Consider the following 20,522-nt stretch of genomic DNA (forward strand, 5'->3'; position numbering starts at 1 on the left):
ATTTACAGCACTCTATCTCTCCGAACTTTCAAATAAGCCACTGCCCTTCAAAGAAAACGCTTCCGTGACAGAGGGCACACTCGTGTGAGCTGATGGCACTCAAAGAGGGATCTGGCTTATTATAAGAGACAAATCCACTAATGAATTAAGAAAATTTCTCGCCCTCCCAGACTATACAGAACTTCCGAAGGGGCTCACAAAAATTCGAGGGAACCACATCACCATTACACATTATGGAAAATTAGTGACTGGATGCAATTTAGAGTCGGTAGGATTTTGCACACCAAGATGCGGTGAGGCTTACGAGTGCAAAGCTAATAGTATAAAACACTCAGCTGAGGCCTTAAGACATATCAGTATTACCATTTTTGTCTTTTTGGTTGGCATAGTTCTTCATTATTTTTTCTGGGCCAAAAAATCTCCGAAGGATTAATCGCTAAGTTGGTAAAAACTCATGAGAAAAATTGGCAGAACATCGGAGGAGGAAGCTTACCTTCTGATGATTTAGCGCCTGCCATGGGTCGTGAGAGGCAGAAACCCGCCAAAAGCTGCCTGCTGGAACCGGCTGAAATCGACCCGAAGCAGTCTTCGCTAACGATTGAACTCACAGGCTTGGACAGCCGTTCGGGCAGATCCGGCGGCATGATGGCTCAGCCCGTAAAGAAGTACTTACCTTTGATTTTCCTGGGATTGACGAAGACGAAGTCTGGAAAGATTTTTCCTCGGACGTACCAAACAAAAGCCAGGATAACGATACTTATAGCTAATGCGATAGTGGTTGTTGCCGGACTCGATGTAAACCCCTCAAGTGATCTTGGGAATTGGAGAAGCGAAAAGAGTATGTACGCGTTGTAGGCGCCGACGCGATGGTTGTAGAAGCCCCATACCAAAAACAAGGGAATCAAGGTCATTGAAACACCCATAACCCATTTGGCCGTTGGCCCCATCCGGGCGCCGATATCCAATCCCAGAAAGAATGCAATCAAAGCCTGGGCGAGCATTATCGTGATGAGAATATTGACCTTGCGATCGTGCTCGTCACAACGAATTGGATCTGCATACGAGGCTATAAAGTAGGCAAGATGACTGTCTTTTACACCCCGCCCGGAGAGTTGTGAAAACACTTCCGACTTTGCAGTGCCGGCGGCGAGCAGCTCGCGAACTTTTTCCTGAACTTCTTTCTTGCTCAAAGTTGAATGTGAAATGCTTTCTCTTTGCTTGACAGATTTCTTAGCAGGAAACACCAGGACAGCTACGCCCCCGATAAAGGCTAGCGTGCCCAAGAAAACGCCGAGGTAAAAAGCCCCACCTAGTGAGTAAGTACCTGGCTTCACTCTACCCGGCTTCGCAGGGTCGACAAGAATTTCGATCACTTTTCCTTCCCGGAGTGTTGCAACTGATCTTTCGACCGACTCCAGGCTGGTCTTACAGGGCCGCTGCGATATTTCGAGCGGATAAGTGTATTGCTGTCCGTTCAACTCAAAGGTCACGTTAACCAGAGGGCAATAGGTCATACCCTTACTGCGCATCTCCTCAAAAATGGAGACAGTGGCGACAGTGGCATTCAACCTCTGCCAAGTCTTCGTCTCGTCCACCTCCTTGTACGAGGAAAGAGACACGAGAAGACTGAGCAAGGCAAAGGAAAATAAAACAACGAACAGGGCCGTCCTTAGCAAGAGCAAGAAGGTCTTCATAACGCTCCTTGGCCAACGTGAATTGGAGGTCAGTTGGGATATGACACCTTGGCGGCGAGTCCCCCCGCGCGCGGTGTAATGATGCACTGAGGTTAGTCCGTAGATACTCAAATGCAATGCAACTTCTCGCGCTTGCGCTCCTGGCCGGTTTCTGCCGGTTCCCACCGGCAGCTATGGGTCGCTTTCTGCCTTTCGCGACCGGCGGAGAACGGCCAGAAGCGGTCATTGCAGTCCTGAAACTCGTGCGTCTCAGGTAGGTATGAAATGCCTTGATGAATGGATGAACAGTTGCCACTTTCTATAAGGAAAGTTTATGCGTACGCGACTCGGTAATTCCCTTGACCACGATGTACAGGAGTGGGCCTATGGAAACAAAAATGAGCGTAAGCAACAGGTACGGCAATACACCTGGCAACGAATCGCCTCTCGATTTGGTGTCGTTAACCATCCAAAGGCAAGCGAGCGCTGCCATCACATAGAGATCGATGACGACTTGCGCGGTGTCAGGCCGGGACATTAGCTCCAAACCAAAGGCAAAAAGCGACTGCTCTGCCATCAGCAACGTCCAGCCGGTATAGAGTGAAAAAATCAATAGCACGGGTAGTGCAACGTAGGTGCCTTTCATGTCCTTCTCCTTGGTGGGTAGCGCCTGCACAGTAGTGATAATGTTGCTCGTCTCACAATGACCTTATAGGTCATAGACACTCTTCACATGGACAGTCAGAGTTGAAACATGGGCCACCACTTTTTTCATCCTACGTATTCAGTAGCCAGTAATGCTGCTGGCGAGCATCTACGACGACTCCGTCAGCAAGCGGGACTCAGCCAGCTGGATCTGTCCCTGTTGGCAGGCATATCTCAACGTCACCTGAGCTGCGTCGAGACAGGTCGCGCCAAGGCCAGCCCTGGCACACTGCATGCACTATTAACAATCCTCGACGTACCTCTCGAGCAATGCAACGCAGTGTTCACTGCCGCTGGCTACGCGCCGCGCTACGTTGCTTCTGCACTGGACGCTCCGGAGTTGGAGGTTGTCCACGTTGCAATTGATCACATCCTGCAAGCCAACAATCCTGCTCCCGCCATTGTCATCAATAACAAATGGGACATCACCGCAGCCAACGCCAGCGCGGGGTTGTTATTCGAAATGGCCGGTGTTTCAGTGGCTGGTGAGGCAGGTCTCAACTTGCTGGATACTCTGATACGTCCGGGCGGCTTGGGTGATTGCTTGGTAAATGCACAAGAGATACGGGCTATTGCTTGGCAGCGCGCCGCAAGGGAAGCGTCCAGCAATCCCGATTTAGCTCACCTCCTGCGGGACCTTACAGGGCCGAAAGAATTACCACAGGACATACCATCATCGCCCTTGATACTGACTCAAGTGCGCACCGACAACGGGGAGCTTCGCTTTCTATCTACATTCACAACCTTCGGAATGCCGCTCGATATCACGGTAGCGTCATTTCGCATCGAACATCTTGTCCCCGCGGATGCTCATACCTGGCAGACAATGAAAGCAGCATATGATCAGTGGTCGGCGATTAGAGCCAAGACGCCGCATACATAACCTCACCGACACCAAGTGAGTGCGAAGGGACGTCTTTGGCAGTGTCCGCTTTGGGTCGGTTGCAGCCTTGGCGACAGGCAGAAACCGAGCAGTAGTGGTCATTTAGACGACAGTACCGTGGACGAGATGCCATCTCACCCTCGTTTTTGGATCGGGCCTCCCTCCGGAAAATCAAGGAACCAACTGATAGGTTGACTGCACTAGACCGGAAGGAAAACACCGGCTATTTACTAGCTTCAATTCAATGTCCTGCGTAAGGGCCCCGAACAATGGTCTTCCCGACCCAATCAGCACGGGAACAGTGGTGATCACCATATCGGCGACTAACCCGTCACGCAGGAATGACTGCACCAATTGCCCGCCATCGACATAGACTCGATGCACACCTTGCCTCGCCAGTTCCGCCAGCAGGTCTGAAGGAGTGAGGTTGGAAAAACGCACTTTTCCCTCTAGCGCATTAGGCACCTGTGAATCGGCCAACTGTTGAGACAACACGATTACTGGCAGGTCGTAGAACCAAGTGTCGAAGGTCAGCACTTTCTCATAGCTCCCCCTCCCCATCACGATAGCATCCTTATCGGCGATGAAGCCCAGGTAGCCGTGATCCTCACTCTGATCATCGCGCTGCAATAGCCAGTCAATGTCACCGTCGGACCTGGCGATATAGCCATCTAGACTGATGGCGATGAAAACATGTGCAGTAGTCATAGAAGTTTCCTTATTCAGACGACGCATGACTGACCGCAAAGAGGATAGCAAAACTAATATATAGCTAAATTTCTTAGCTGGTTTTCTACAAATCCCGCTCAAATCAAATTGGTCAAAAAACTGTGTAGCGTATTTTGATCGCGCGGATAGGCGGCTCACGCTTTGAATTAATCTTCCTTCAACACCGGTTCAACTTCATCGACCGGCAACGAAGCCAACATTTCAGCGCGACAAACCTCAAGGATCTCATCCGCGAGTGCAGAATCATCCGGGCAGGCACGCGACAAAATAATCGCGCCGACAGCACGAGACAGCAGGTCGATCATTTTCTTTCTCCCCTCTCCCGCCTCGGCATCCGGTCCCGTCGGATATTTCTCTCCCAGCGTTTGCAGGGTGTGTTCAATGCCTTCGGCAAATGTCGTTTTCACATCATCCGATTGACGCGCCGCGTCGCTGCACAACGCGGCCATGGTGCAACCGCTGCCACGTCCGTCCCGATGTTCTCGGGTCACATAGACGTTGATGAAGCCCGGAACATCGAGCGCTTGGGCGCCAGTCAGCGATTTGGCAAGACTGCAGGCCGAGGCTTCGGCCATCAGGTCGGCCTTCGACCCGAAGTGTTTGTAGAAGCCTCCATGGGTGAAACCGGCAGCCGCCATGAGATCCGCCACACCGACGCCGTCAAAGCCGCGCTCACGGAACAGCTCTGAGGCCGTTTCAACGATGTGCTCTCGATTGGCCTGCGCCTGGGCCTTGGTCACTCTCACGTGCAATACCTCGTGTTTACCGGGAAATCATGCGTCCAATCATACATAGATGCTGGTCATAATCAAAACCGTTGACAGTTTAGATTTCGATCATCATCCTAATTGCACGCAACACCGATCTCCATCAACGGGCACGGAAGAAATACCAGATGACCAATCAGAATCTGTTCACCCCTTACACCCTTGGCAGCCTAACGCTGTCGAACCGGGTAGTCCTTGCGCCGCTGACACGTAACCGCGCAGGCCAGGGCTTCGTCCCCAGCGAGTTCGCGGCCACCTATTACAGCCAACGCGCCAGCGCCGGCCTGCTGATCAGCGAAGCCACGCAGATTTCCCGACAGGGCCAGGGCTATCAGGACACCCCCGGGATCTACACGCAGAAGCAGATAGACGGCTGGCGCACCGTGACCGATGCCGTCCATGCCAAGGGCGGAAAAATCTTTCTGCAACTGTGGCATGTCGGCCGCGTGTCGCATGTTGATCTGCAAGAAAACGGCGCCGCTCCTGTGGCCCCTTCTGCACTGCGCGCCGCCACCAAAGTGTTCGTCAACAACCGTTTTGAAGACGTCTCCGAGCCGCGCGCACTGGACATCAGCGAACTGCCGGGGATCGTCTCCGATTTCCGCCAGGCCGCGGCAAACGCGGTCGCCGCCGGGTTCGATGGTGTGGAGATTCACGGTGCAAACGGCTATTTGCTGGATCAATTCCTCAAGGACAACGCCAATCTGCGTACCGACGCTTACGGCGGTTCGATTGAGAATCGTGCGCGCCTGTTGCTCGAAGTGACGGCGGCGGTTGTCAATGAAATCGGCGCGGATCGCACCGGTGTGCGCCTGTCTCCGGTTTCGCCGGCCAATGGCGTATCCAGCAGCGATCCGCAGGCGCAATTCGATTACGTCGTTGAACAACTCGACGCCCTCGACGTGGTTTATCTGCACGTGGTCGAAGGCGCGACCGGTGGCCCGCGCGATGTGGCGCCCTTCGATTTCGGCGCCCTGCGCCAGCGCTTCAAAAACACCTACATCGCCAACAACGGCTATGACCTGGACCTGGCGGCTTCGCAGCTCGCTGAAGACCAGGCCGACCTGATCGCCTTCGGTCGCCCGTTCATTGGCAATCCGGATCTGGTGGAGCGCCTCAAACGTGGCGCGCCGTTGTCCGCATTCAATCCCGCCACCCTCTATGGCGGCGGTGCGGCTGGCTACATCGACTACCCGACGCTGGCTGAATCGAGCGCTATCGCAAGCTGAGCCATCAGTGATCGCGCTTTCTGTTTCTCACATCCTGAAAGAGAGATAACCCATGAGCACTCGCCCTACTGTTCTCATCACTGGCGCCTCCACCGGCATTGGCGCGGTCTACGCCGAGCGCTTCGCGCAACGCGGCCACGATCTGGTACTGGTCGCCCGCGATCAGGCGCGCCTGGATGCACTTGCAGCGCGCTTGCGCAGCGAACACGACGTCGCCGTCGATGTCATTGCGGCGGACCTGACCCAACTCAGCGATCTGACAACCGTTGAAAGCCGCCTGCGCGACGACGCCCGCATCGGCATCCTCGTCAATAACGCCGGCGCCGCGCTGTCCGGTAACTTCATCGACCAAAGCACCGACAGCGTTGCGCAACTGGTCGCCCTCAACACCACGGCGCTGGTGCGGCTCGCCAGCGCCATCGCCCCACGCCTGGCCAAGGCAGGCGACGGCGCGATCATCAACATCGGTTCGGTGGTGGGCCTCGCGCCGGAGTTCGGCATGACGGTCTACGGTGCGACCAAGGCATTTGTGCTGTTCCTTTCCCAGGGCCTGAGCCTGGAACTTTCGCCTCAGGGCGTCTACGTGCAGGCCGTGCTGCCCGCCGCCACCCGCACGGAAATCTGGGATCGCTCCGGCGTCGACATCAATACCTTGAGCGAAATCATGGAAGTGGGCGATCTGGTGGATGCCGCTCTAGTCGGTTTTGATCGTCGCGAACCGGTGACCATCCCGCCGCTGCACGAAGCGGAACGCTGGGATGAGCTGCAGAGCGCACGTCAGGGCCTGCTGGGGCAAATCCGCCAGTCTGCAGTCGCCCAGCGCTACCAGACCCAACCGTGATCTTTTGGTAGCGAGCATTCGCGCCGGATTCGATGCAGGCGCAGGGCACTGCATCGAACCCGGCCACTGTCCGGAGTAGCAATGAATTCAACGCAGACAAGTACGCCCTCGGGTTCACAGACGTCGTTCATCAACGCGACGAACCAGTCGATCACGGTCAACGGCATTCCCTTTGCCTATCGCGATACCGGCCCAGCAACCGGTGTGCCCCTCGTACTGTTCAACCATTGGGGCGCGGTGCTGGACAACTTCGACCCCGCGATCATCGATGGCCTTGCACAAACCAGACGCGTCATTACCACCGACTATCGCGGCATCGGCGGCTCTGGTGGAAGCGCACCACTGACCGTCGGCGAAATGGCTGACGATGCCATCCAGCTGATCCATGCGCTGGGGTTGGAAACCGTTGATGTGCTCGGTTTCTCCCTCGGCGGTTTCGTCGCTCAGGACATCGCCCTGAAGGCACCTAATTTGGTTCGGCGTTTGATTCTGACCGGCACCGGACCAGCCGGCGGCAGCGGTATCGACAAGGTAGGCTCGGTGACATGGCCATTGATGCTCAAAGGCTTGCTGACCTGGCGCGATCCGAAGTTCTACCTGTTCTTTACTTCGACGCCCAATGGCCGTCGATCCGCCTCGCAGTATTTACAACGTCTGAAAGCACGCAAAAAAAATCGAGACAAGGGCCCGACGCCCAGCGCTTTCCTGCGGCAGTTGAAAGCCATCACCGCGTGGGGCAAACAGGCGCCACAAGACCTCAGGCGCTTGCGGACGCCGACGCTGATCGTCAACGGCGACAACGACATCATGGTGCCCAGCGTTAACTCGAGTGCACTGGCAAAGCGTATCCCCAACGCACAACTGGTGATTTATGAGGATGCCGGGCACGGCGGTATTTTCCAACACCACGCTGACTTTGTGGCCAAGGCACAGGCGTTCCTCGATGCCTGACAACACGGCACAGCAACGCCGCAACACACCGGCTACCCTCCTTACAACCGAAAAGAGCTGCACCACGATGAAAGCATTTCTAATTGATCGCTATGGCAAGAACCCCGGGCGGATTGGCGAAGCGCCCGCCCCCGCAGTGAGTGCCCACGACGTTTTGATCGAGGTACACGCCAGTAGCGTCAACGCACTGGATTCGAAGATCAGCAAAGGCGAATTCAAGCTGATCCTGCCCTACTCATTTCCGTTGATCCTGGGTAACGATCTGGCAGGCGTCGTGATTGAGGTGGGCTCGAAGGTGACACGCTTCAAACCGGGAGACGAAGTGTACGCTCGCCCACCGGAAGCGCGGATCGGCACGTTCGCCGAATTGATCGCCGTGAACGAGAACGCGATCGCCCTGAAACCTGCCAATACCAGCATGGCACAAGCCGCGTCCCTCCCCTTGGTTGCACTGACCGCCTGGCAAGTGCTGGTCGAAACCGCCCAACTGAAAAAGGGTCAGAAAGTGCTGATTCACGCCGGCTCCGGCGGCGTCGGCACCCTCGCCATCCAGCTCGCCAAACACCTCGGTGCGTTTGTCGCTACAACCACCAGCACAGCGAATGTCGAATGGGTGAAGGCATTGGGGGCCGATTTGGTGATCGACTACAAACAGCAGAACTTCGAAAGTGTCTTGCACGACTACGACGTAGTGTTGAACAGTCTCGGCGCCGATGTCCTGGAGAAGTCACTCAAGGTGCTCAAGCCAGGTGGCCAGCTCATTTCCATCTCTGGGCCACCCACTGCGCAGTTCGCACAGGAGCAAGATTTGTCCTGGCCATTGCAACAAGTCATGCGCCTGCTGAGCCTCGGTATTCGGCGCAAGGCCCGCAAGCAAGACGTCAGCTACAGGTTTGTATTCATGCGGGCCAACGGCGCCCAACTGCAACAAATAACCGCGCTCATCGAGGCCGGCATCATCAAACCGGTGATTGACCGCGCCTTCCCCTTTGAATCAACGGCAGAGGCGTTGAAGTATGTCGAGCAGGGACGAGCCAAAGGCAAGGTCGTTGTTTCGATCAAATGACTAAGCCGCCTATCGATGAGTCGACCGAAGAGCCCGACAAACTTTTAGCACGCCAGCATTCTTCATCCGGGCTGAGCGAGTTGACGACACTAGAGTTGCCGAAACCGGAAGCGCAGCAAACGGACGTCGTGCCTGTAGCACCAACTGTGATCCTATGGCGCAGTTTGATGCTTAAGCAGTAGATCTCGGCCTCGCCACAGCCACCGTACAAAGCACATTCATAATCAGTTTGGCGACTCTCTCCGTAGCACAATTGACGAACCCGAGGATGAATATACGTTCATCAAAAACATTGTTCTATGCGTCTAGCCTGTGGGTTCCGACATAGTGAATACAGGAGTAACCCACCATGTTCTCGCACGAAAGCATCCCGCTGATCATCATTTTCATCATCCTGCTGCTTGGCGTGCTTACTGCCGTCCTCCATCCGGTACATGCGTTCTATAGCTGGCTTCAGAGGCGCAGGGAAAAATCATCCGTCGAGATCGCGAAAGAGGTGGATTCGCGCTGAATTTTTTTTAACGAGCCCGGCTAAGTCCGGGCTTTTTTTGAAGCTTTCGGGCCAGAAGCAGCCACTCAACGCGACTCGATAATTCCCACCCGACCGTGCATCATCATGCTCGCCACGATCCCGTCGTGGCATCACCTCTGCCCACCCTCTTAGGGTTGATAAATCCTCAACGCCTCGGCAGTAGTTAACGCCTGAAAGCATGCCCCTTGGCTATCGAAACAATCAACAGCGCTGGTAACAACAATGCCAGCGCTACCCAGGGAATAGCACCTGCCCCCCATGTTTCCAGGAAAATGCCGCCGATCACACCACTGCCTGCAAACGCCAGATTGAAGACGGTCACCAACATTGATTGCGCAATATCGGCGCCGTCACTGGCAACATCAGCCAAGGAGGTTTGCAATAAGGTTGGCGCACCACCGAAGCTCATCCCCCACAGGACGATGCCGATATAGATCGCACTGACGGGCAGGTCACCCAAGCCCAGGGCAAACGAAACCAGGATGAATGCTGTCAGGCTGAGCAGTACCAGACTCCGAAGCCTGTCATCAATCAGCGTGCCAATCATCCATAGACCGAACAAGGCCGCAATACCGAATGAAAGGAGGCCCCGATCTATCTGATCGGCCAATCCAACAGAAGCCAGGAACGCAGCAATATAGGTATAGAGGGTGTAGTGGGCCAGGATCCAGAGCATGACCACCGCCAGCACGGGCCGCACGCCTGGGGTTTGCAGGACCCTGCGTAGCGGCAAGCGTCGATCGGAGCGTTGTCCGGGATAATCAGGCACTTTCAGATATATCCAGGCCATCAGCAAAAGGCTGAGTCCTGAGAGAGTCCCAAACACACAACGCCATCCCAGCAGCTTGCCGAGCCAGGCACCTAGCGGTACGCCTAGGGCTAGTGCCAAAGGGATGCCGAGCATGGCCAGCGCCATTGCGCGACCGTGCTGCTGTGGGGCGACCAATCGTCTGGCATAGCCGGCCAGCAGGCTCCAGGCCAGACCGGTTGCGATACCCACCATGAAGCGGGCAGCCAGCGTCAATGAAAACCAGGGCGACAGAGCGGTCACCGCATTACAGACGCAAAACACCCCGACAGCCAGTAATAGCACCAAGCGCCGACGCCAGCCCTGCAACGCGAGAGTCAATGGAATAGCCGCTAACCCTGAGCCCAGTGCACATAGGGTCACCATCTGACCAGCCCACGCTTGCGACACACCAAATGCCTCGGCGATTTGCGGCAAAAGTCCTGCTGGCACCGTTTCGTTGGCGGTGGCGATAAAGCTCCCCATTGTCAGCGCCAACAGGGCCGCCAATGGGAGACGCCCAGTAGCGAGGTATCCGGTATTGCCCGATGTCGTGAAAGAGCCATTTTCAAATTGCGATTTGCCGGTCATGACCTGTGCTCAGAGGAGTGGGAGACGTGAGTGTGATGAATTGCTACGGATTTGATAATTGGTCTACCATTTGATGAACCATCAAATTTGAATTGAATATGGCTACTGACCGATTGGGCGACATGCGTTTGTTTGTCGAAGCGGCAGCACTCGGCAGCTTGTCTGCCGCAGGGCGCAAACTGGCGCTGTCGCCGGCCGCGGCCAGCGCGCGACTTATCAAGCTTGAGGCGGCGCTGCGCACCAAGTTGTTTGATCGCACAACGCGTCAGTTGCGCCTCACGGAAGAAGGTCGGTTTTATTTGCAGCAATGCTGGGTCGCATTGCGGGCTATCGATGAGGCGGAAGCGGGGCTTCAAGCCAGTCAAACAGAGGTGCGTGGCAAGGTACGGATATCCGCATCTGCCGATTTTGGCCGCAATCTTTTAAATGACTGGCTTGAGACATTCAGTACATTGCACCCGGAACTGTACGTCGCGCTGACGTTGTCGGACTCGGTGTCAAATCTGGTGCAGGACGATGTCGATCTGGCAATCCGGTTTGGACAGCCACATGACAGCTCGATGATCGCCAGGCAGTTGGCTCCCAACTGGCGAGTACTGTGCGCTTCGCCTGATTATCTGGCGAGATACGGTGAACCCCAAACCCCTACTGACTTGCCTAGCCACAAGTTCATCGTGCTGGTGACGTCTGCAGGTCCATTGAACACCTTTCACTTTGTGGTGGATGGTCAGGAATGGAACCACACCGTTCCCATGAGCCAGGCATGGGAAACCAACGACGGCGCCCTCGCGCGCGCATGGGCGTTGGCTGGACATGGCATCGCACGCAAGACCATTTGGGATGCGGCAGCCGATATCCGTGCTGGACGACTGAAGGTGCTGTTACCTGACTTTTGTGTCCGAGAGGCCGGCGTCTACGCGGTATTACACGGCAATCGTTACCGGATTCCCCGCGTGCGTGTATTGCTGGATTTCCTTACCGACCATTTTGATCGCGCAACCGATGAGCTGTTGTTCGACCTTAAAGTACCTAATGCCTGATGTTAGGAGGTTGTAAGCCACGCCATACCGGATAAGAGTTGCCGTCAAGTGCGCAATGAGGTTGCCTAGGTCGGGGGCAGACAATTTCCAGTAAGTTGAATAGCCCTCTGGTCTCGTAGACACATCTGACTGGCTGCTGGAGCGTCCGCTATGGGTCCAGGCTGTGTAAAAACGCAGACACGGTTTTGAAGTCTGCGTCGCTACGTAAAATCTGCCAATGGTTGGTGGGTCAGCGGACCTGAAATTTGCGTAGGAACGCGCTTTTCGTTCTGGTTCTGACTGTCAAACCTGCTCTAAACCGTTTTTACACAGCCTCGGTCGATTCTGTTGAAAAAGTCGGTTCTTCCAGACGGCCTGCATACTGACCGCTGAAAACGCCTATTTTGCGCGCTGCTACTCGAAATCCGAGTCCTGAACCTTCTGCCCAAAACACAGATTTAAATCTCAGGCACGTACTTTTCTGCCGTGGAAACCGAAGCCGACTTTTTCAACAGAATCGGCCAAGAGCGGACACTCGAGCACATCACCTGGTTGGCTGTTTTTTCAGGACGAAGCGGTCACCTGTGTTCTGCTGCCAACATTGACCTGAACTGAGAAATGATCTCTGAAGATAACCCGGCAGCTTCGAACACTGCGCAGGTAAAGCTAACGGGTGCAGGACCTGGCGCAGTTATGATGCGGTCAGCAACCACAGCTACTGGACTGCTTCGATAAAGCGAGGACCCTTCATAACCTGCGGCATTCTGTTGTAAAAAGTCAGCGCTGTTCGAGGTATGAGAAACCGTGTCGAGAAGCCCGGCTCTCGCAAGTGCCAGCGTTCCCCCACAGATACCGGCAATTGTCGCGCCACTTGAACGACTAGTATGAAGAAAGTCCCGAATATCCGGTGCATCTGCACGTTCCCAGATCATTCCACCGATGACGACAACAACGTCCGGTTTCCAGTCCAGGCATTGTTGCAAGCTGCAATTCACAGTTACTGCCAATCCACCCTGCGAGCGGAACTGTCCCGTAGTAGAGGCGAAAAACCTAACGTCGATCCCGTAGAACGGGGATGCGGTTCCTGCAATGAAAGCATATTCCCAGTCCGCAAAACCGGGTGTCAGTATCAATCCCACGCGTGCCATCAGTCAGAATCCTCCATGAAAACGAATAACATAAAGCGACAACACATAGGTCTCAACGGCTGCCTTGGGTCGAAAGTTTCCCCTCACCACTGACAGCTTTCGGCCAGAGGCTGATTGTTGAAATCGACTGAAATCGCCACTCAATGGTCAAGCCTATAAACTTGCGGATGACTCAAGGTGCGTATCACTTCCTGCCAGTCGCCGTAATTCGCTCACATCGGCGAACCACTCATGGGACTGAAGACTGTGGAATGCATCATATGCTCCATACCCCCAGGCGACCGCACCAAAGGCGATACCGGCAGTCGCTGCTGCTTCACCATCCGTAGGTTGGTCGCCGATGTAGATAACTTCCTCTTGCGCCACGTCGAATTTGCGCATGACCCGGCGCAAGCGAGACGCCTTGCCGAAAATGGAGGCGCCGCACTCGAAGGCCCGGATATGTTGACAGCTGGAGCCCAAAATTTGCTTGATATTTTCTTGGGAGTTAGAAGATACCACCGCCAGAATCAGTCCTCTCTCGTCAAGATGGGCGAGGGTATTTGCAATGTTATTGAACAGTGGGATCGAGCTTCGATGTTTCTTCATCAAGCTCATGAAGGTTCGCGCCACCAGAGGCAACTTCCAGCGAGGCATTCCGATATGAGCCATGATCTCCCGAGCCCCCTGCTTGCGCAAACCGTCCAACTCTTGCGGGTGAATTCGACTGAATGCGTGTCTGTCAGCAACCTGGTTGAACACTGAAACAAAGAACGGAAAGGAATCAGCGAGCGTGCCGTCAAAGTCGAAAATGGCAAGCCGGTATGACATGTAAAAGCTCCTTCCTGTAGTGGTGGCAGCCGAGTCCAGGCGACTGCTTGTGGTGGGCGATTGATTCACCCGATTGGTGGGAAAGGCGCATTATCCCTGCTCCGGAATCTGCCCGGAAGGAGTAAGTGGCTTAACGCTGTTGCCGTATCTGACTACCTTCAAGGCCTTGACTTGATTTATCGAGCTCGCCGAGCATATTCCGATGATTGCCAAGGCCAAAGTCGTTTTTCTCGCCACCCGCAATCACCTCAACCATCCGCTTCAGCACTCCTTCACGGCGATGCATGGGAGTAAACGTCCCATCGATGTGGGGCGGCATTCTATCGAACGACAAATCAGCGACAGGGATCGTCATCAATGCAATGCTGACCGAGCCGTTGTTCGCCGCGCTGCTGACGTTTGTGGTGCTCAATGAAGTACCGCGCGAAAGCCTGTACGCAGGGGCAGTACTGATCATCGTCGGCCTGTGTTTTTCCAATGAGCTGATCCGCTTGGGCAGCAAAGCATCCGTCCCTTCGACCGAGTGAGCTATTTTCGGATCCTGATTGCTTTAGCAATCAGTGGTTTTGAAGTGTTTTCAGGGCTTTGTCGTTTCTGGGGATGCGAGCGAGCAGCCCCTCTAAGCCCCAGCAATCTCCACTGAACCTACCGCGCCCCAACCACGTCCAGTCGAAGAAGGCTAGAGAACACGCGAGGCCACGCTGTGCATCAGTTCCGCGCACGGATGCACAGCGTATTTTTCACGCAGAAGAGACCGAGTCGTCTTCGTTTGTTTTCAGCTACCCGTTACCACACAGCAATATGGGAATCGGCCCGCGGCTCGGTGCCGCCGCACAACACACCGGTGTCCGGGTCGCGGATGATGATCTGCCCTCGGCCATAGTTGATCAGGTCGCAATCGACCTGAACCTTATGTCCGCGCCGGGCCAGCGAAGCGGCCAAGTCCCTCGACGCCCCCTGCTCGATGCCGACTTTCATGCCTCCCAGCCATTGCCATCGCGGTGCATCCAGCGCAGCTTGAGGATTGAGACCAAAATCCACCAGGTTCATGACCATCTGCACATGGCCTTGGGGCTGCATATAGCCACCCATGACACCGAACGGTCCCACCGGCGCGTCACCTTTACTGATGAAGCCAGGAATGATGGTGTGGAAGGTCTTTTTGCCCGGTGCCAGGCAGTTGGCGTGGTCAGGGTCGAGACTGAATTCCTGCCCACGGTTCTGCAAGGCGATGCCGCTGTCTGGCAGCACCACGCCAGAACCGAAGCCGTGGTAGTTACTCTGGATGAAGGACACCATATTGCCCTGCGCATCTGCCGTGGCCAGATACACCGTACCGCTGGCGTGAGGATCGCCGGGATCAGGTTGCTGAGCCTGATCAACGATCTGTTCACGGCGTTGGCTGCTATAGGTGTCGCTGAGAAGATCAGCCACCGCCACACGCATGTGCAGCGGATCGGTGATGTAATGCAGGCCATCGCTGTAGGCCAGCTTCATGGCTTCCAATTGACGATGCCAGGTCTGCTGGCTGTCTCGGTGATCGAAGTCGAAACCCTGAAGGATTTTCAGGGTCATCAGGGCCACCAATCCTTGCCCGCTTGGAGGGATTTCCCACACATCGTAGCCGCGGTAATTGATGCTGATCGGGTCCACCCATTGGGCGCGATAGTCCTGCAGGTCGCTGGCTCGCAGGTAGCCGCCGGTGGCGCGGGAATGGGCATCCAGCCGCTGAGCCAGAGCGCCGCGATAGAGGCTTTCGCAAGCGCTGTCCGCCAGTTCTTCCAGCGTTCGGGCTTGCGCCGGGTTGCGGAATAATTCACCGGCCTTTGGCGCACGGCCATCAATCAGGAACGTGTCGAACCAGGCGTCTAGCACCGGGTCTCGATGGGGGCTGAATTCATCCAGAGCAGTCTGCCATTGTCGGGCGACCACCGGCGACACTGGGAAGCCCTCCCGGGCCAGAATGATCGCGGGCTGCAGCAACTCGGCAAAGGGCAGCTTGCCGAACCGTCTGGACAACTCCGCCCAGGCCGAAGGACAACCGGGCACCGTGACCGGCGTCCAGCCATAAAGCGGCATCCGCTCGTGACCACACGCCTTGACTGCATCGATCGTCAGTGCCGCCGGCGCTTGGCCGTTGCCGTTCAGTCCGTGCAATTGGCCTTTGCTCCAGACCAGAGCAAAGGCGTCGCCGCCCAAGCCGCAGCCGGTGGGTTCAACTACCGTTAGCGCCGCCGCTGTAGCGATCGCGGCATCAATGGCATTGCCGCCGTTGCGCATGATTTCGATGCCGGCCTCGGCGGCCAGTGGCTGTGAAGCCGCGACCATGCCACGGCGGGCAAACACACTCTGACGTTGCGACGGATAGGGATATTCGTGGGCAGAAAATTTCAACATGGCAAAAGCTCTTCCAAACAAAGATTCAATGGCCGCAGGTATCCGGTTCCATTGCCGGGTAAAAAACCCTGACTGAGAAGGTCACAGCACGCGGCTGAGAAAGGCCCGAGTTCGCGGGTGTGTCGGTCGACTGAAGATCTGCTCCGGCGGACCCTGCTCAATCAGTTCGCCCTGATCGAGAACCACCACGCGATCAGCGACTTCCCGGGCAAAACCCATTTCATGGGTGACCACTACCATTGTCATGCCGTCATCGGCCAACTGCTTCATCACCTGCAGGACCTCGCCGACGGTTTCCGGATCCAGGGCGCTGGTGGGCTCGTCGAACAGCATGGCTTGAGGTTTCATCGCCAGCGCCCGGGCGATCGCCACGCGCTGCTGCTGTCCACCGGACAACATCGACGGGTAATGCATGGCCTTGTCCGCCAGGCCGACCCGGGCGAGCAAGGCCCGGGCCTGTTCCAACGCTTCGGCGCGTGGCACGCCGAGCACCTGGATCGGTGCCTCAATGATGTTTTCCAGCGCGGTCATGTGGGGGAACAGATTGAAACGTTGAAAGACCATGCCGATGTCCCGACGCTGGCGAGCGATGTTGCGCTCGGAGTCGCGCACCAGGCTGCCGTCGGCGCGCTCGCGATACCCCATGGAGCGACCGTTGACGCGTATGCGCCCGCCTTGAATGTCCTCCAGCAGATTAATGCAGCGAATGAAGGTGGTCTTGCCTGAACCCGATGCACCGATCAACACCACCACTTCACCGCGCCGCACCTGCAAGGAAATCCCCTTGAGAATCTCCAGGTCGCCAAAAGACTTATGAATGTCCAGGGCCTCGATAATCAGTTCTTCACTTTTGTGCGCCATGCTTAACGCCCTCTCAGCAATTTGAGCGTGCCGCGGCCAAACATGCGACTGCCGGCCGCTGGCGGTGCGGGTCGATCGGACTGTCCGAAACGCGCTTCCAGCCAACGCTGGAAGAAACCCCAGAGGGTGGTCAGCAGCAGGAAATAAATCGCCACCACCAGGTACAGTTCAAATACCCGGAATGTCGCCGACGTGACCATTTGCGTACTCAGCAGCAACTCCTGCACGCCAATCACGCTGACCAGCGTCGTATTCTTGAGCATCACGTTGAATTCGTTGCCCAACGGCGGAACGATGACCCGGAACGCCTGAGGCAAAACGATACGCCGCATCATTTTGGCGAAGGTCATGCCCAGCGAACGCCCAGCCTCATACTGTCCCTTGTCGACAGCGCCGATCCCGGCACGAATGATCTCGGCCATGTAGGCACCTTCGTTCAGGCCCAGGGCGATGATCGCTGCCTGAATATTGCCCGGCACCACCAAACCAAACAGTTCCACGTCCTCGAAACGGAAGATGCCGCCGGCCGCCAATGCGGTATAGAGAAAAACGATTTGCACCAACAGCGGAGTGCCGCGCATCAGCCACACATAGAACCGTACCGGCAGGTTGAGCAACGGGTTGCGCGACAGACGCATCAGCGCCGCTGCCAGCCCAAGCACGCAGCCCAACACCATTGCCAGCACACTGATCAGGCAGGTCAACCAGAGCCCAGTGAGGTACACCCCGCTGGGCTGCAAAAGGTATTGCCAGAACACATCCCAATTGAAATTCATCGAGCGCTCGCCTCAGTCGAGTGTGTCGCTGGAAACATGCCATTTGCTCAACAACTGCACATAACTGCCGTCACTGCGCATGTCACTGATGATCTGCTGTACTGCGGTGGTGAGCTGGGAATCATCCTTGCGGGTCCCTAAACCCGTGAGAATCCGGCTGAAGGCTGGCACCCCCTCCTCGAATAAATCAGGCGCCATTGCGGCGTAGTAACCTGCTGTTTCTACGGTGGTGCCGTAAGCGTCCACCTGACTGATACGCAGCGCCTGGAAGGCGTCAGTATCACTGTTGTAAACCACCAGTTTCATCGGTGTCTTGCCAGCCTTGGTGAGCTTTTCATTCTCGGCGTCCAACAAGGTTTTGATCGTGGAGCCATTGAGCACTGCCACCTTGTGCCCAGACAGTCCATCCAGGGTTTTGATGCCCTTGGGATTGCCTTTGGGAACGACCACTGACTGGCTGGAATACATGTAGTTGACGATGTCGATCACTTCCCGGCGTTCGGGCTTGTCGAACAGCTGATCAACGATCATGTCGCACTGCTGGGCGAGCAATGCCGGCAGCAACCCGGAGAATGGAATGACCCGCCATTGCACCGGTTTGTCTCCGAGCCGTTTGGCGATTTCCAGCCCCAGATCGACAGTCAGGCCCCTGGCTTTTTGCGCCTCATCGAAAGACACCAAGGGTGGCGAGTCCATGCCCGAGCAATACGTGAGTTTTTCGGCCTTTTGCAGTCGTTCCGGCACTTGGGGCGTGGCGAACGCCCACTGTGCGCAGAGTCCCAGGGATACAGCAGCAAGCAACACACGGCGTTTATGCATGACCAGACACTCCAGTTGTTTAGTAACGGGGCAGTACTCAAAGTCAACACACGGTCGGGCTCGAGCCCGATTCTATTTTTCCGATTGCAGGAACTGAATCAGCGCCGGCACTGTGCCCTCGATGTGCTGACGCACCACCGACTCGGCCTGGTCGGCATCGCCTGAGCGAATGGCATCAAGGATCACCGCGTGTTCCTGGCGGGCACTCAAGGGCTTTTCACCGTGTTGCAGCCACAGGCGCATGGGCGCCTCGATCAACGAGTACAGGGCCGAGATTTGCTTCATCAAACGCGGACGGCCGCTGAGGCTGCACAGGTATTCATGGAAAGCCCGATGACGGCTGACCCATTCCGCGCTTTCGTCGCGGTAGTCATCCATCTCGTCCAGCATGCGTTCCAGAGCCGCCAGCTGACGCTCACCGATCTTGGCTACGGCGACGCGGATGGCCAGGCCCTCGAGGGCACTGCGCATCTCGAAGACTTCGTGCAGTTCGTCGATGTTCAGGCCGCTGACTATCGCCCCGCGGTTAGGCCGCAAGGTCACCAGGCCTTGAGCATCGAGGCGTCGGAAGGCTTCGCGCACCGGCATGCGGCTCATGCCGATCTCAGTGGCGATGTCCTCGGCGATCAACCGGTCGCCTTTGCGGTAACGACCGCCGCAGATCGCTTCCAGCAGAAAGTTGTAAGCCTCCTCCTCGGCGGTCAGGGGCAGACGCTCAATGTAAGCGGGAGCGAATTGCATAAAGTCACCTTTTGCAGTTTTGTATCCAATTATCCATGGATTCAAAAAAGCAGAAACCGTGCCAGGCTGCGTAGCACTGCTTCAAGCGCTTAATTGGAAAGGATTTTCGACTCAAGAGATGCTGATCTATAGATCAGCGTGGTACTCACCGTGCGCTACGAAATGGCCCAGTGCGCCCCAAATGGGTGAAAAATGGTACCCAGGTAACAAATCATTTCGCCGAATACCCCCAAAGCCCTTGGCGCGTTCTCTGAGTAATTGCACAGACTTGCCCACCCATTTACATTCGGCCTGACCTGTCATTTGCAACGGATCTGACCAGCGCATTTCGCGGACATGACCGGCAGAGAATGGCCCAAAGCTGACCCCTCAGGATTTCGTACTCTCAGACCCCATCCGCGAATTTGCACACCACTGATGACATATTGGTACGTCTGGAGAGGGGCATGACCACCACGCAAAAACTGACTCAAACAATGCTATGTGCATTGTCAGATCAAACAAAGGTTATGGTTTGTCATGAAATGAAAAAGCGCTGTCGCCAAATGAAAGGCTGGCGCGCGCCCTGCCTATAAACTCCTCCTCAAGCCTGCGCAGCAAGCCCAGGGCTCTCACGGGTGCGAAACACCTATGGAGAAATCCACGCATTTCCCACGAATGGAGAAGAGACAATGAGTGAGCGGTCGATCAAGCCACGGCTGATCGATACATCCTACGATTACCTGCTTCAACGTTGAATCTGGATAATTAAGAGTTTTAAAAAACTAATTCCATTAGTAAGCGCTTAATGTCCAACCTACAAATATATTACTGAAAACCCACGACCTACCGTGCACTCACCCTAATAGAACTCACACTTAAAAATACGCCCCTAGAACTACATTGCGGAAGACAAAAATAAGTAATGTTTTTGCGATTTGTTTTTTGTTGCATTCATGAATTTTATAATCAGAAACCATGACAAAATTTGCAGAGACATCACTTCAACGCCCTCAATGCTGGAAGCTCGATATAAATAATAGAATATTATTCGACGACGTCATTCAAATACACTTAACAAATATTGAGGGCATCATTGTAAAAAACATGCTCCTCAAGGAGGAACGCGTAATCAGTAGAGCAGAGCTAATTAGCAGTATTGGGAGAGATCCTGAACTCTATCGCGGTCTGGAGATGAGTTTGAGTAGACTGCAAATA

20 protein-coding genes and 1 pseudogene are annotated in these 20,522 nt (G+C 55.5%); 8 read left to right on the forward strand and 13 right to left on the reverse strand.

The window, feature by feature from the left end:
• Positions 1-650: 650 nt before the first annotated feature.
• Positions 651-1,694 carry a DUF3592 domain-containing protein gene (locus ACEN8R_RS13150; protein WP_018927613.1) on the reverse strand — a complete coding sequence of 348 codons (1,044 nt, stop codon included), beginning with the start codon at positions 1,692-1,694 and terminating at the stop codon, positions 651-653.
• 298 nt (positions 1,695-1,992) lie between these two features.
• Positions 1,993-2,319 (reverse strand): hypothetical protein, encoded by a 327-nt coding sequence (locus ACEN8R_RS13155; RefSeq protein ID WP_018927612.1) that lies wholly within the window; start codon positions 2,317-2,319, stop codon positions 1,993-1,995.
• Between the two features lie 108 nt (positions 2,320-2,427).
• On the opposite strand from ACEN8R_RS13155, the gene ACEN8R_RS13160 reads away from it, so the two are divergent.
• A complete protein-coding gene (locus ACEN8R_RS13160; RefSeq protein ID WP_018927611.1) occupies positions 2,428-3,261 on the forward strand; it encodes a helix-turn-helix domain-containing protein in 834 nt (277 codons plus the stop codon).
• Between the two features lie 171 nt (positions 3,262-3,432).
• Here ACEN8R_RS13160 and ACEN8R_RS13165 read toward each other — a convergent pair whose 3' ends face one another.
• Positions 3,433-3,969 carry a dihydrofolate reductase family protein gene (locus ACEN8R_RS13165; protein WP_018927610.1) on the reverse strand — a complete coding sequence of 179 codons (537 nt, stop codon included), beginning with the start codon at positions 3,967-3,969 and terminating at the stop codon, positions 3,433-3,435.
• Between the two features lie 167 nt (positions 3,970-4,136).
• Positions 4,137-4,736: a TetR/AcrR family transcriptional regulator gene (locus tag ACEN8R_RS13170; protein ID WP_026331592.1), complete on the reverse strand. Its 600-nt coding sequence runs from the start codon at positions 4,734-4,736 to the stop codon at positions 4,137-4,139.
• 149 nt (positions 4,737-4,885) lie between these two features.
• On the opposite strand from ACEN8R_RS13170, the gene ACEN8R_RS13175 reads away from it, so the two are divergent.
• The 5 genes from ACEN8R_RS13175 (at position 4,886) to ACEN8R_RS13195 (ending at position 9,355) form a co-directional block, all read left to right on the forward strand.
• A complete protein-coding gene (locus ACEN8R_RS13175) occupies positions 4,886-5,986 on the forward strand; it encodes an alkene reductase (RefSeq protein WP_495624954.1) in 1,101 nt (366 codons plus the stop codon).
• 52 nt (positions 5,987-6,038) lie between these two features.
• Positions 6,039-6,827 (forward strand): SDR family NAD(P)-dependent oxidoreductase, encoded by a 789-nt coding sequence (locus tag ACEN8R_RS13180; RefSeq protein WP_019649210.1) that lies wholly within the window; start codon positions 6,039-6,041, stop codon positions 6,825-6,827.
• 81 nt (positions 6,828-6,908) lie between these two features.
• Positions 6,909-7,778: an alpha/beta fold hydrolase gene (locus ACEN8R_RS13185; protein WP_495624955.1), complete on the forward strand. Its 870-nt coding sequence runs from the start codon at positions 6,909-6,911 to the stop codon at positions 7,776-7,778.
• A gap of 67 nt (positions 7,779-7,845) precedes the next feature.
• A complete protein-coding gene (locus ACEN8R_RS13190; protein ID WP_495625015.1) occupies positions 7,846-8,844 on the forward strand; it encodes an NADP-dependent oxidoreductase in 999 nt (332 codons plus the stop codon).
• A 349-nt stretch (positions 8,845-9,193) separates the two neighbouring features.
• A complete protein-coding gene (locus ACEN8R_RS13195) occupies positions 9,194-9,355 on the forward strand; it encodes a hypothetical protein (protein WP_018927603.1) in 162 nt (53 codons plus the stop codon).
• Positions 9,356-9,539: 184 nt separating this feature from the next.
• Here ACEN8R_RS13195 and ACEN8R_RS13200 read toward each other — a convergent pair whose 3' ends face one another.
• Positions 9,540-10,754, reverse strand: coding sequence for an MFS transporter (locus tag ACEN8R_RS13200; RefSeq protein WP_495624956.1), 1,215 nt, complete (start codon positions 10,752-10,754; stop codon positions 9,540-9,542).
• Positions 10,755-10,852: 98 nt separating this feature from the next.
• Here ACEN8R_RS13200 and ACEN8R_RS13205 point away from each other — a divergent pair, with 98 nt between their 5' ends.
• Complete coding sequence (locus ACEN8R_RS13205) at positions 10,853-11,794, forward strand: LysR family transcriptional regulator (RefSeq protein ID WP_064618400.1); 942 nt, start codon at positions 10,853-10,855, stop codon at positions 11,792-11,794.
• Between the two features lie 557 nt (positions 11,795-12,351).
• Here ACEN8R_RS13205 and ACEN8R_RS13210 read toward each other — a convergent pair.
• The 3 genes from ACEN8R_RS13210 to ACEN8R_RS13220 all read right to left on the reverse strand — a co-directional run bounded on the left by ACEN8R_RS13210 (position 12,352) and on the right by ACEN8R_RS13220 (position 14,017).
• Positions 12,352-12,921, reverse strand: a complete 570-nt coding sequence (locus ACEN8R_RS13210; RefSeq protein ID WP_192351830.1) for a DJ-1/PfpI family protein — start codon at positions 12,919-12,921, stop codon at positions 12,352-12,354.
• Between the two features lie 153 nt (positions 12,922-13,074).
• Entirely contained in the window at positions 13,075-13,731 is a 657-nt protein-coding gene (locus tag ACEN8R_RS13215; protein ID WP_018930324.1) for an HAD hydrolase-like protein, read from the reverse strand.
• Between the two features lie 130 nt (positions 13,732-13,861).
• A complete protein-coding gene (locus ACEN8R_RS13220; protein WP_155944828.1) occupies positions 13,862-14,017 on the reverse strand; it encodes a hypothetical protein in 156 nt (51 codons plus the stop codon).
• 79 nt (positions 14,018-14,096) lie between these two features.
• Between ACEN8R_RS13220 and ACEN8R_RS13225 the strand changes: the two are divergent.
• Positions 14,097-14,258: pseudogene (locus tag ACEN8R_RS13225) on the forward strand (DMT family transporter); the annotation flags it as partial.
• Positions 14,259-14,517: 259 nt separating this feature from the next.
• Here ACEN8R_RS13225 and ACEN8R_RS13230 read toward each other — a convergent pair.
• The 5 genes from ACEN8R_RS13230 to ACEN8R_RS13250 form a co-directional block, all read right to left on the reverse strand.
• Positions 14,518-16,128, reverse strand: a complete 1,611-nt coding sequence (locus ACEN8R_RS13230) for a gamma-glutamyltransferase family protein (protein ID WP_018930321.1) — start codon at positions 16,126-16,128, stop codon at positions 14,518-14,520.
• 81 nt (positions 16,129-16,209) lie between these two features.
• Positions 16,210-16,989 carry an amino acid ABC transporter ATP-binding protein gene (locus ACEN8R_RS13235; RefSeq protein ID WP_018930320.1) on the reverse strand — a complete coding sequence of 260 codons (780 nt, stop codon included), beginning with the start codon at positions 16,987-16,989 and terminating at the stop codon, positions 16,210-16,212.
• A 2-nt stretch (positions 16,990-16,991) separates the two neighbouring features.
• A complete protein-coding gene (locus ACEN8R_RS13240; protein WP_018930319.1) occupies positions 16,992-17,765 on the reverse strand; it encodes an amino acid ABC transporter permease in 774 nt (257 codons plus the stop codon).
• A gap of 12 nt (positions 17,766-17,777) precedes the next feature.
• The gene (locus ACEN8R_RS13245) at positions 17,778-18,584 is read right to left on the reverse strand and encodes an ABC transporter substrate-binding protein (RefSeq protein WP_018930318.1); all 807 of its coding nucleotides are present in this window, start codon (positions 18,582-18,584) and stop codon (positions 17,778-17,780) included.
• A gap of 72 nt (positions 18,585-18,656) precedes the next feature.
• Positions 18,657-19,325, reverse strand: a complete 669-nt coding sequence (locus ACEN8R_RS13250; RefSeq protein WP_495624957.1) for a GntR family transcriptional regulator — start codon at positions 19,323-19,325, stop codon at positions 18,657-18,659.
• Positions 19,326-20,522: the final 1,197 nt, after the last annotated feature.

It is taken from the genome of Pseudomonas sp. Pseusp15 (assembly GCF_059492165.1).

What these genes read in the sequence shown, in the direction of transcription:
- ACEN8R_RS13235 (WP_018930320.1), bottom strand. Translation starts at nt 16,989, where the DNA reads ATGGCGCACAAAAGTGAAGAACTGATTATCGAGGCCCTGGACATTCAT.
- ACEN8R_RS13210 (WP_192351830.1), bottom strand. Translation starts at nt 12,921, where the DNA reads ATGGCACGCGTGGGATTGATACTGACACCCGGTTTTGCGGACTGGGAA.
- ACEN8R_RS13240 (WP_018930319.1), bottom strand. Translation starts at nt 17,765, where the DNA reads ATGAATTTCAATTGGGATGTGTTCTGGCAATACCTTTTGCAGCCCAGC.
- ACEN8R_RS13165 (WP_018927610.1), bottom strand. Translation starts at nt 3,969, where the DNA reads ATGACTACTGCACATGTTTTCATCGCCATCAGTCTAGATGGCTATATC.
- ACEN8R_RS13250 (WP_495624957.1), bottom strand. Translation starts at nt 19,325, where the DNA reads ATGCAATTCGCTCCCGCTTACATTGAGCGTCTGCCCCTGACCGCCGAG.
- ACEN8R_RS13230 (WP_018930321.1), bottom strand. Translation starts at nt 16,128, where the DNA reads ATGTTGAAATTTTCTGCCCACGAATATCCCTATCCGTCGCAACGTCAG.
- ACEN8R_RS13195 (WP_018927603.1), top strand. Translation starts at nt 9,194, where the DNA reads ATGTTCTCGCACGAAAGCATCCCGCTGATCATCATTTTCATCATCCTG.
- ACEN8R_RS13150 (WP_018927613.1), bottom strand. Translation starts at nt 1,694, where the DNA reads ATGAAGACCTTCTTGCTCTTGCTAAGGACGGCCCTGTTCGTTGTTTTA.
- ACEN8R_RS13155 (WP_018927612.1), bottom strand. Translation starts at nt 2,319, where the DNA reads ATGAAAGGCACCTACGTTGCACTACCCGTGCTATTGATTTTTTCACTC.
- ACEN8R_RS13180 (WP_019649210.1), top strand. Translation starts at nt 6,039, where the DNA reads ATGAGCACTCGCCCTACTGTTCTCATCACTGGCGCCTCCACCGGCATT.
- ACEN8R_RS13220 (WP_155944828.1), bottom strand. Translation starts at nt 14,017, where the DNA reads ATGCATCGCCGTGAAGGAGTGCTGAAGCGGATGGTTGAGGTGATTGCG.
- ACEN8R_RS13215 (WP_018930324.1), bottom strand. Translation starts at nt 13,731, where the DNA reads ATGTCATACCGGCTTGCCATTTTCGACTTTGACGGCACGCTCGCTGAT.
- ACEN8R_RS13205 (WP_064618400.1), top strand. Translation starts at nt 10,853, where the DNA reads ATGGCTACTGACCGATTGGGCGACATGCGTTTGTTTGTCGAAGCGGCA.
- ACEN8R_RS13190 (WP_495625015.1), top strand. Translation starts at nt 7,846, where the DNA reads ATGAAAGCATTTCTAATTGATCGCTATGGCAAGAACCCCGGGCGGATT.
- ACEN8R_RS13245 (WP_018930318.1), bottom strand. Translation starts at nt 18,584, where the DNA reads ATGCATAAACGCCGTGTGTTGCTTGCTGCTGTATCCCTGGGACTCTGC.
- ACEN8R_RS13200 (WP_495624956.1), bottom strand. Translation starts at nt 10,754, where the DNA reads ATGACCGGCAAATCGCAATTTGAAAATGGCTCTTTCACGACATCGGGC.
- ACEN8R_RS13175 (WP_495624954.1), top strand. Translation starts at nt 4,886, where the DNA reads ATGACCAATCAGAATCTGTTCACCCCTTACACCCTTGGCAGCCTAACG.
- ACEN8R_RS13160 (WP_018927611.1), top strand. Translation starts at nt 2,428, where the DNA reads ATGGGCCACCACTTTTTTCATCCTACGTATTCAGTAGCCAGTAATGCT.
- ACEN8R_RS13185 (WP_495624955.1), top strand. Translation starts at nt 6,909, where the DNA reads ATGAATTCAACGCAGACAAGTACGCCCTCGGGTTCACAGACGTCGTTC.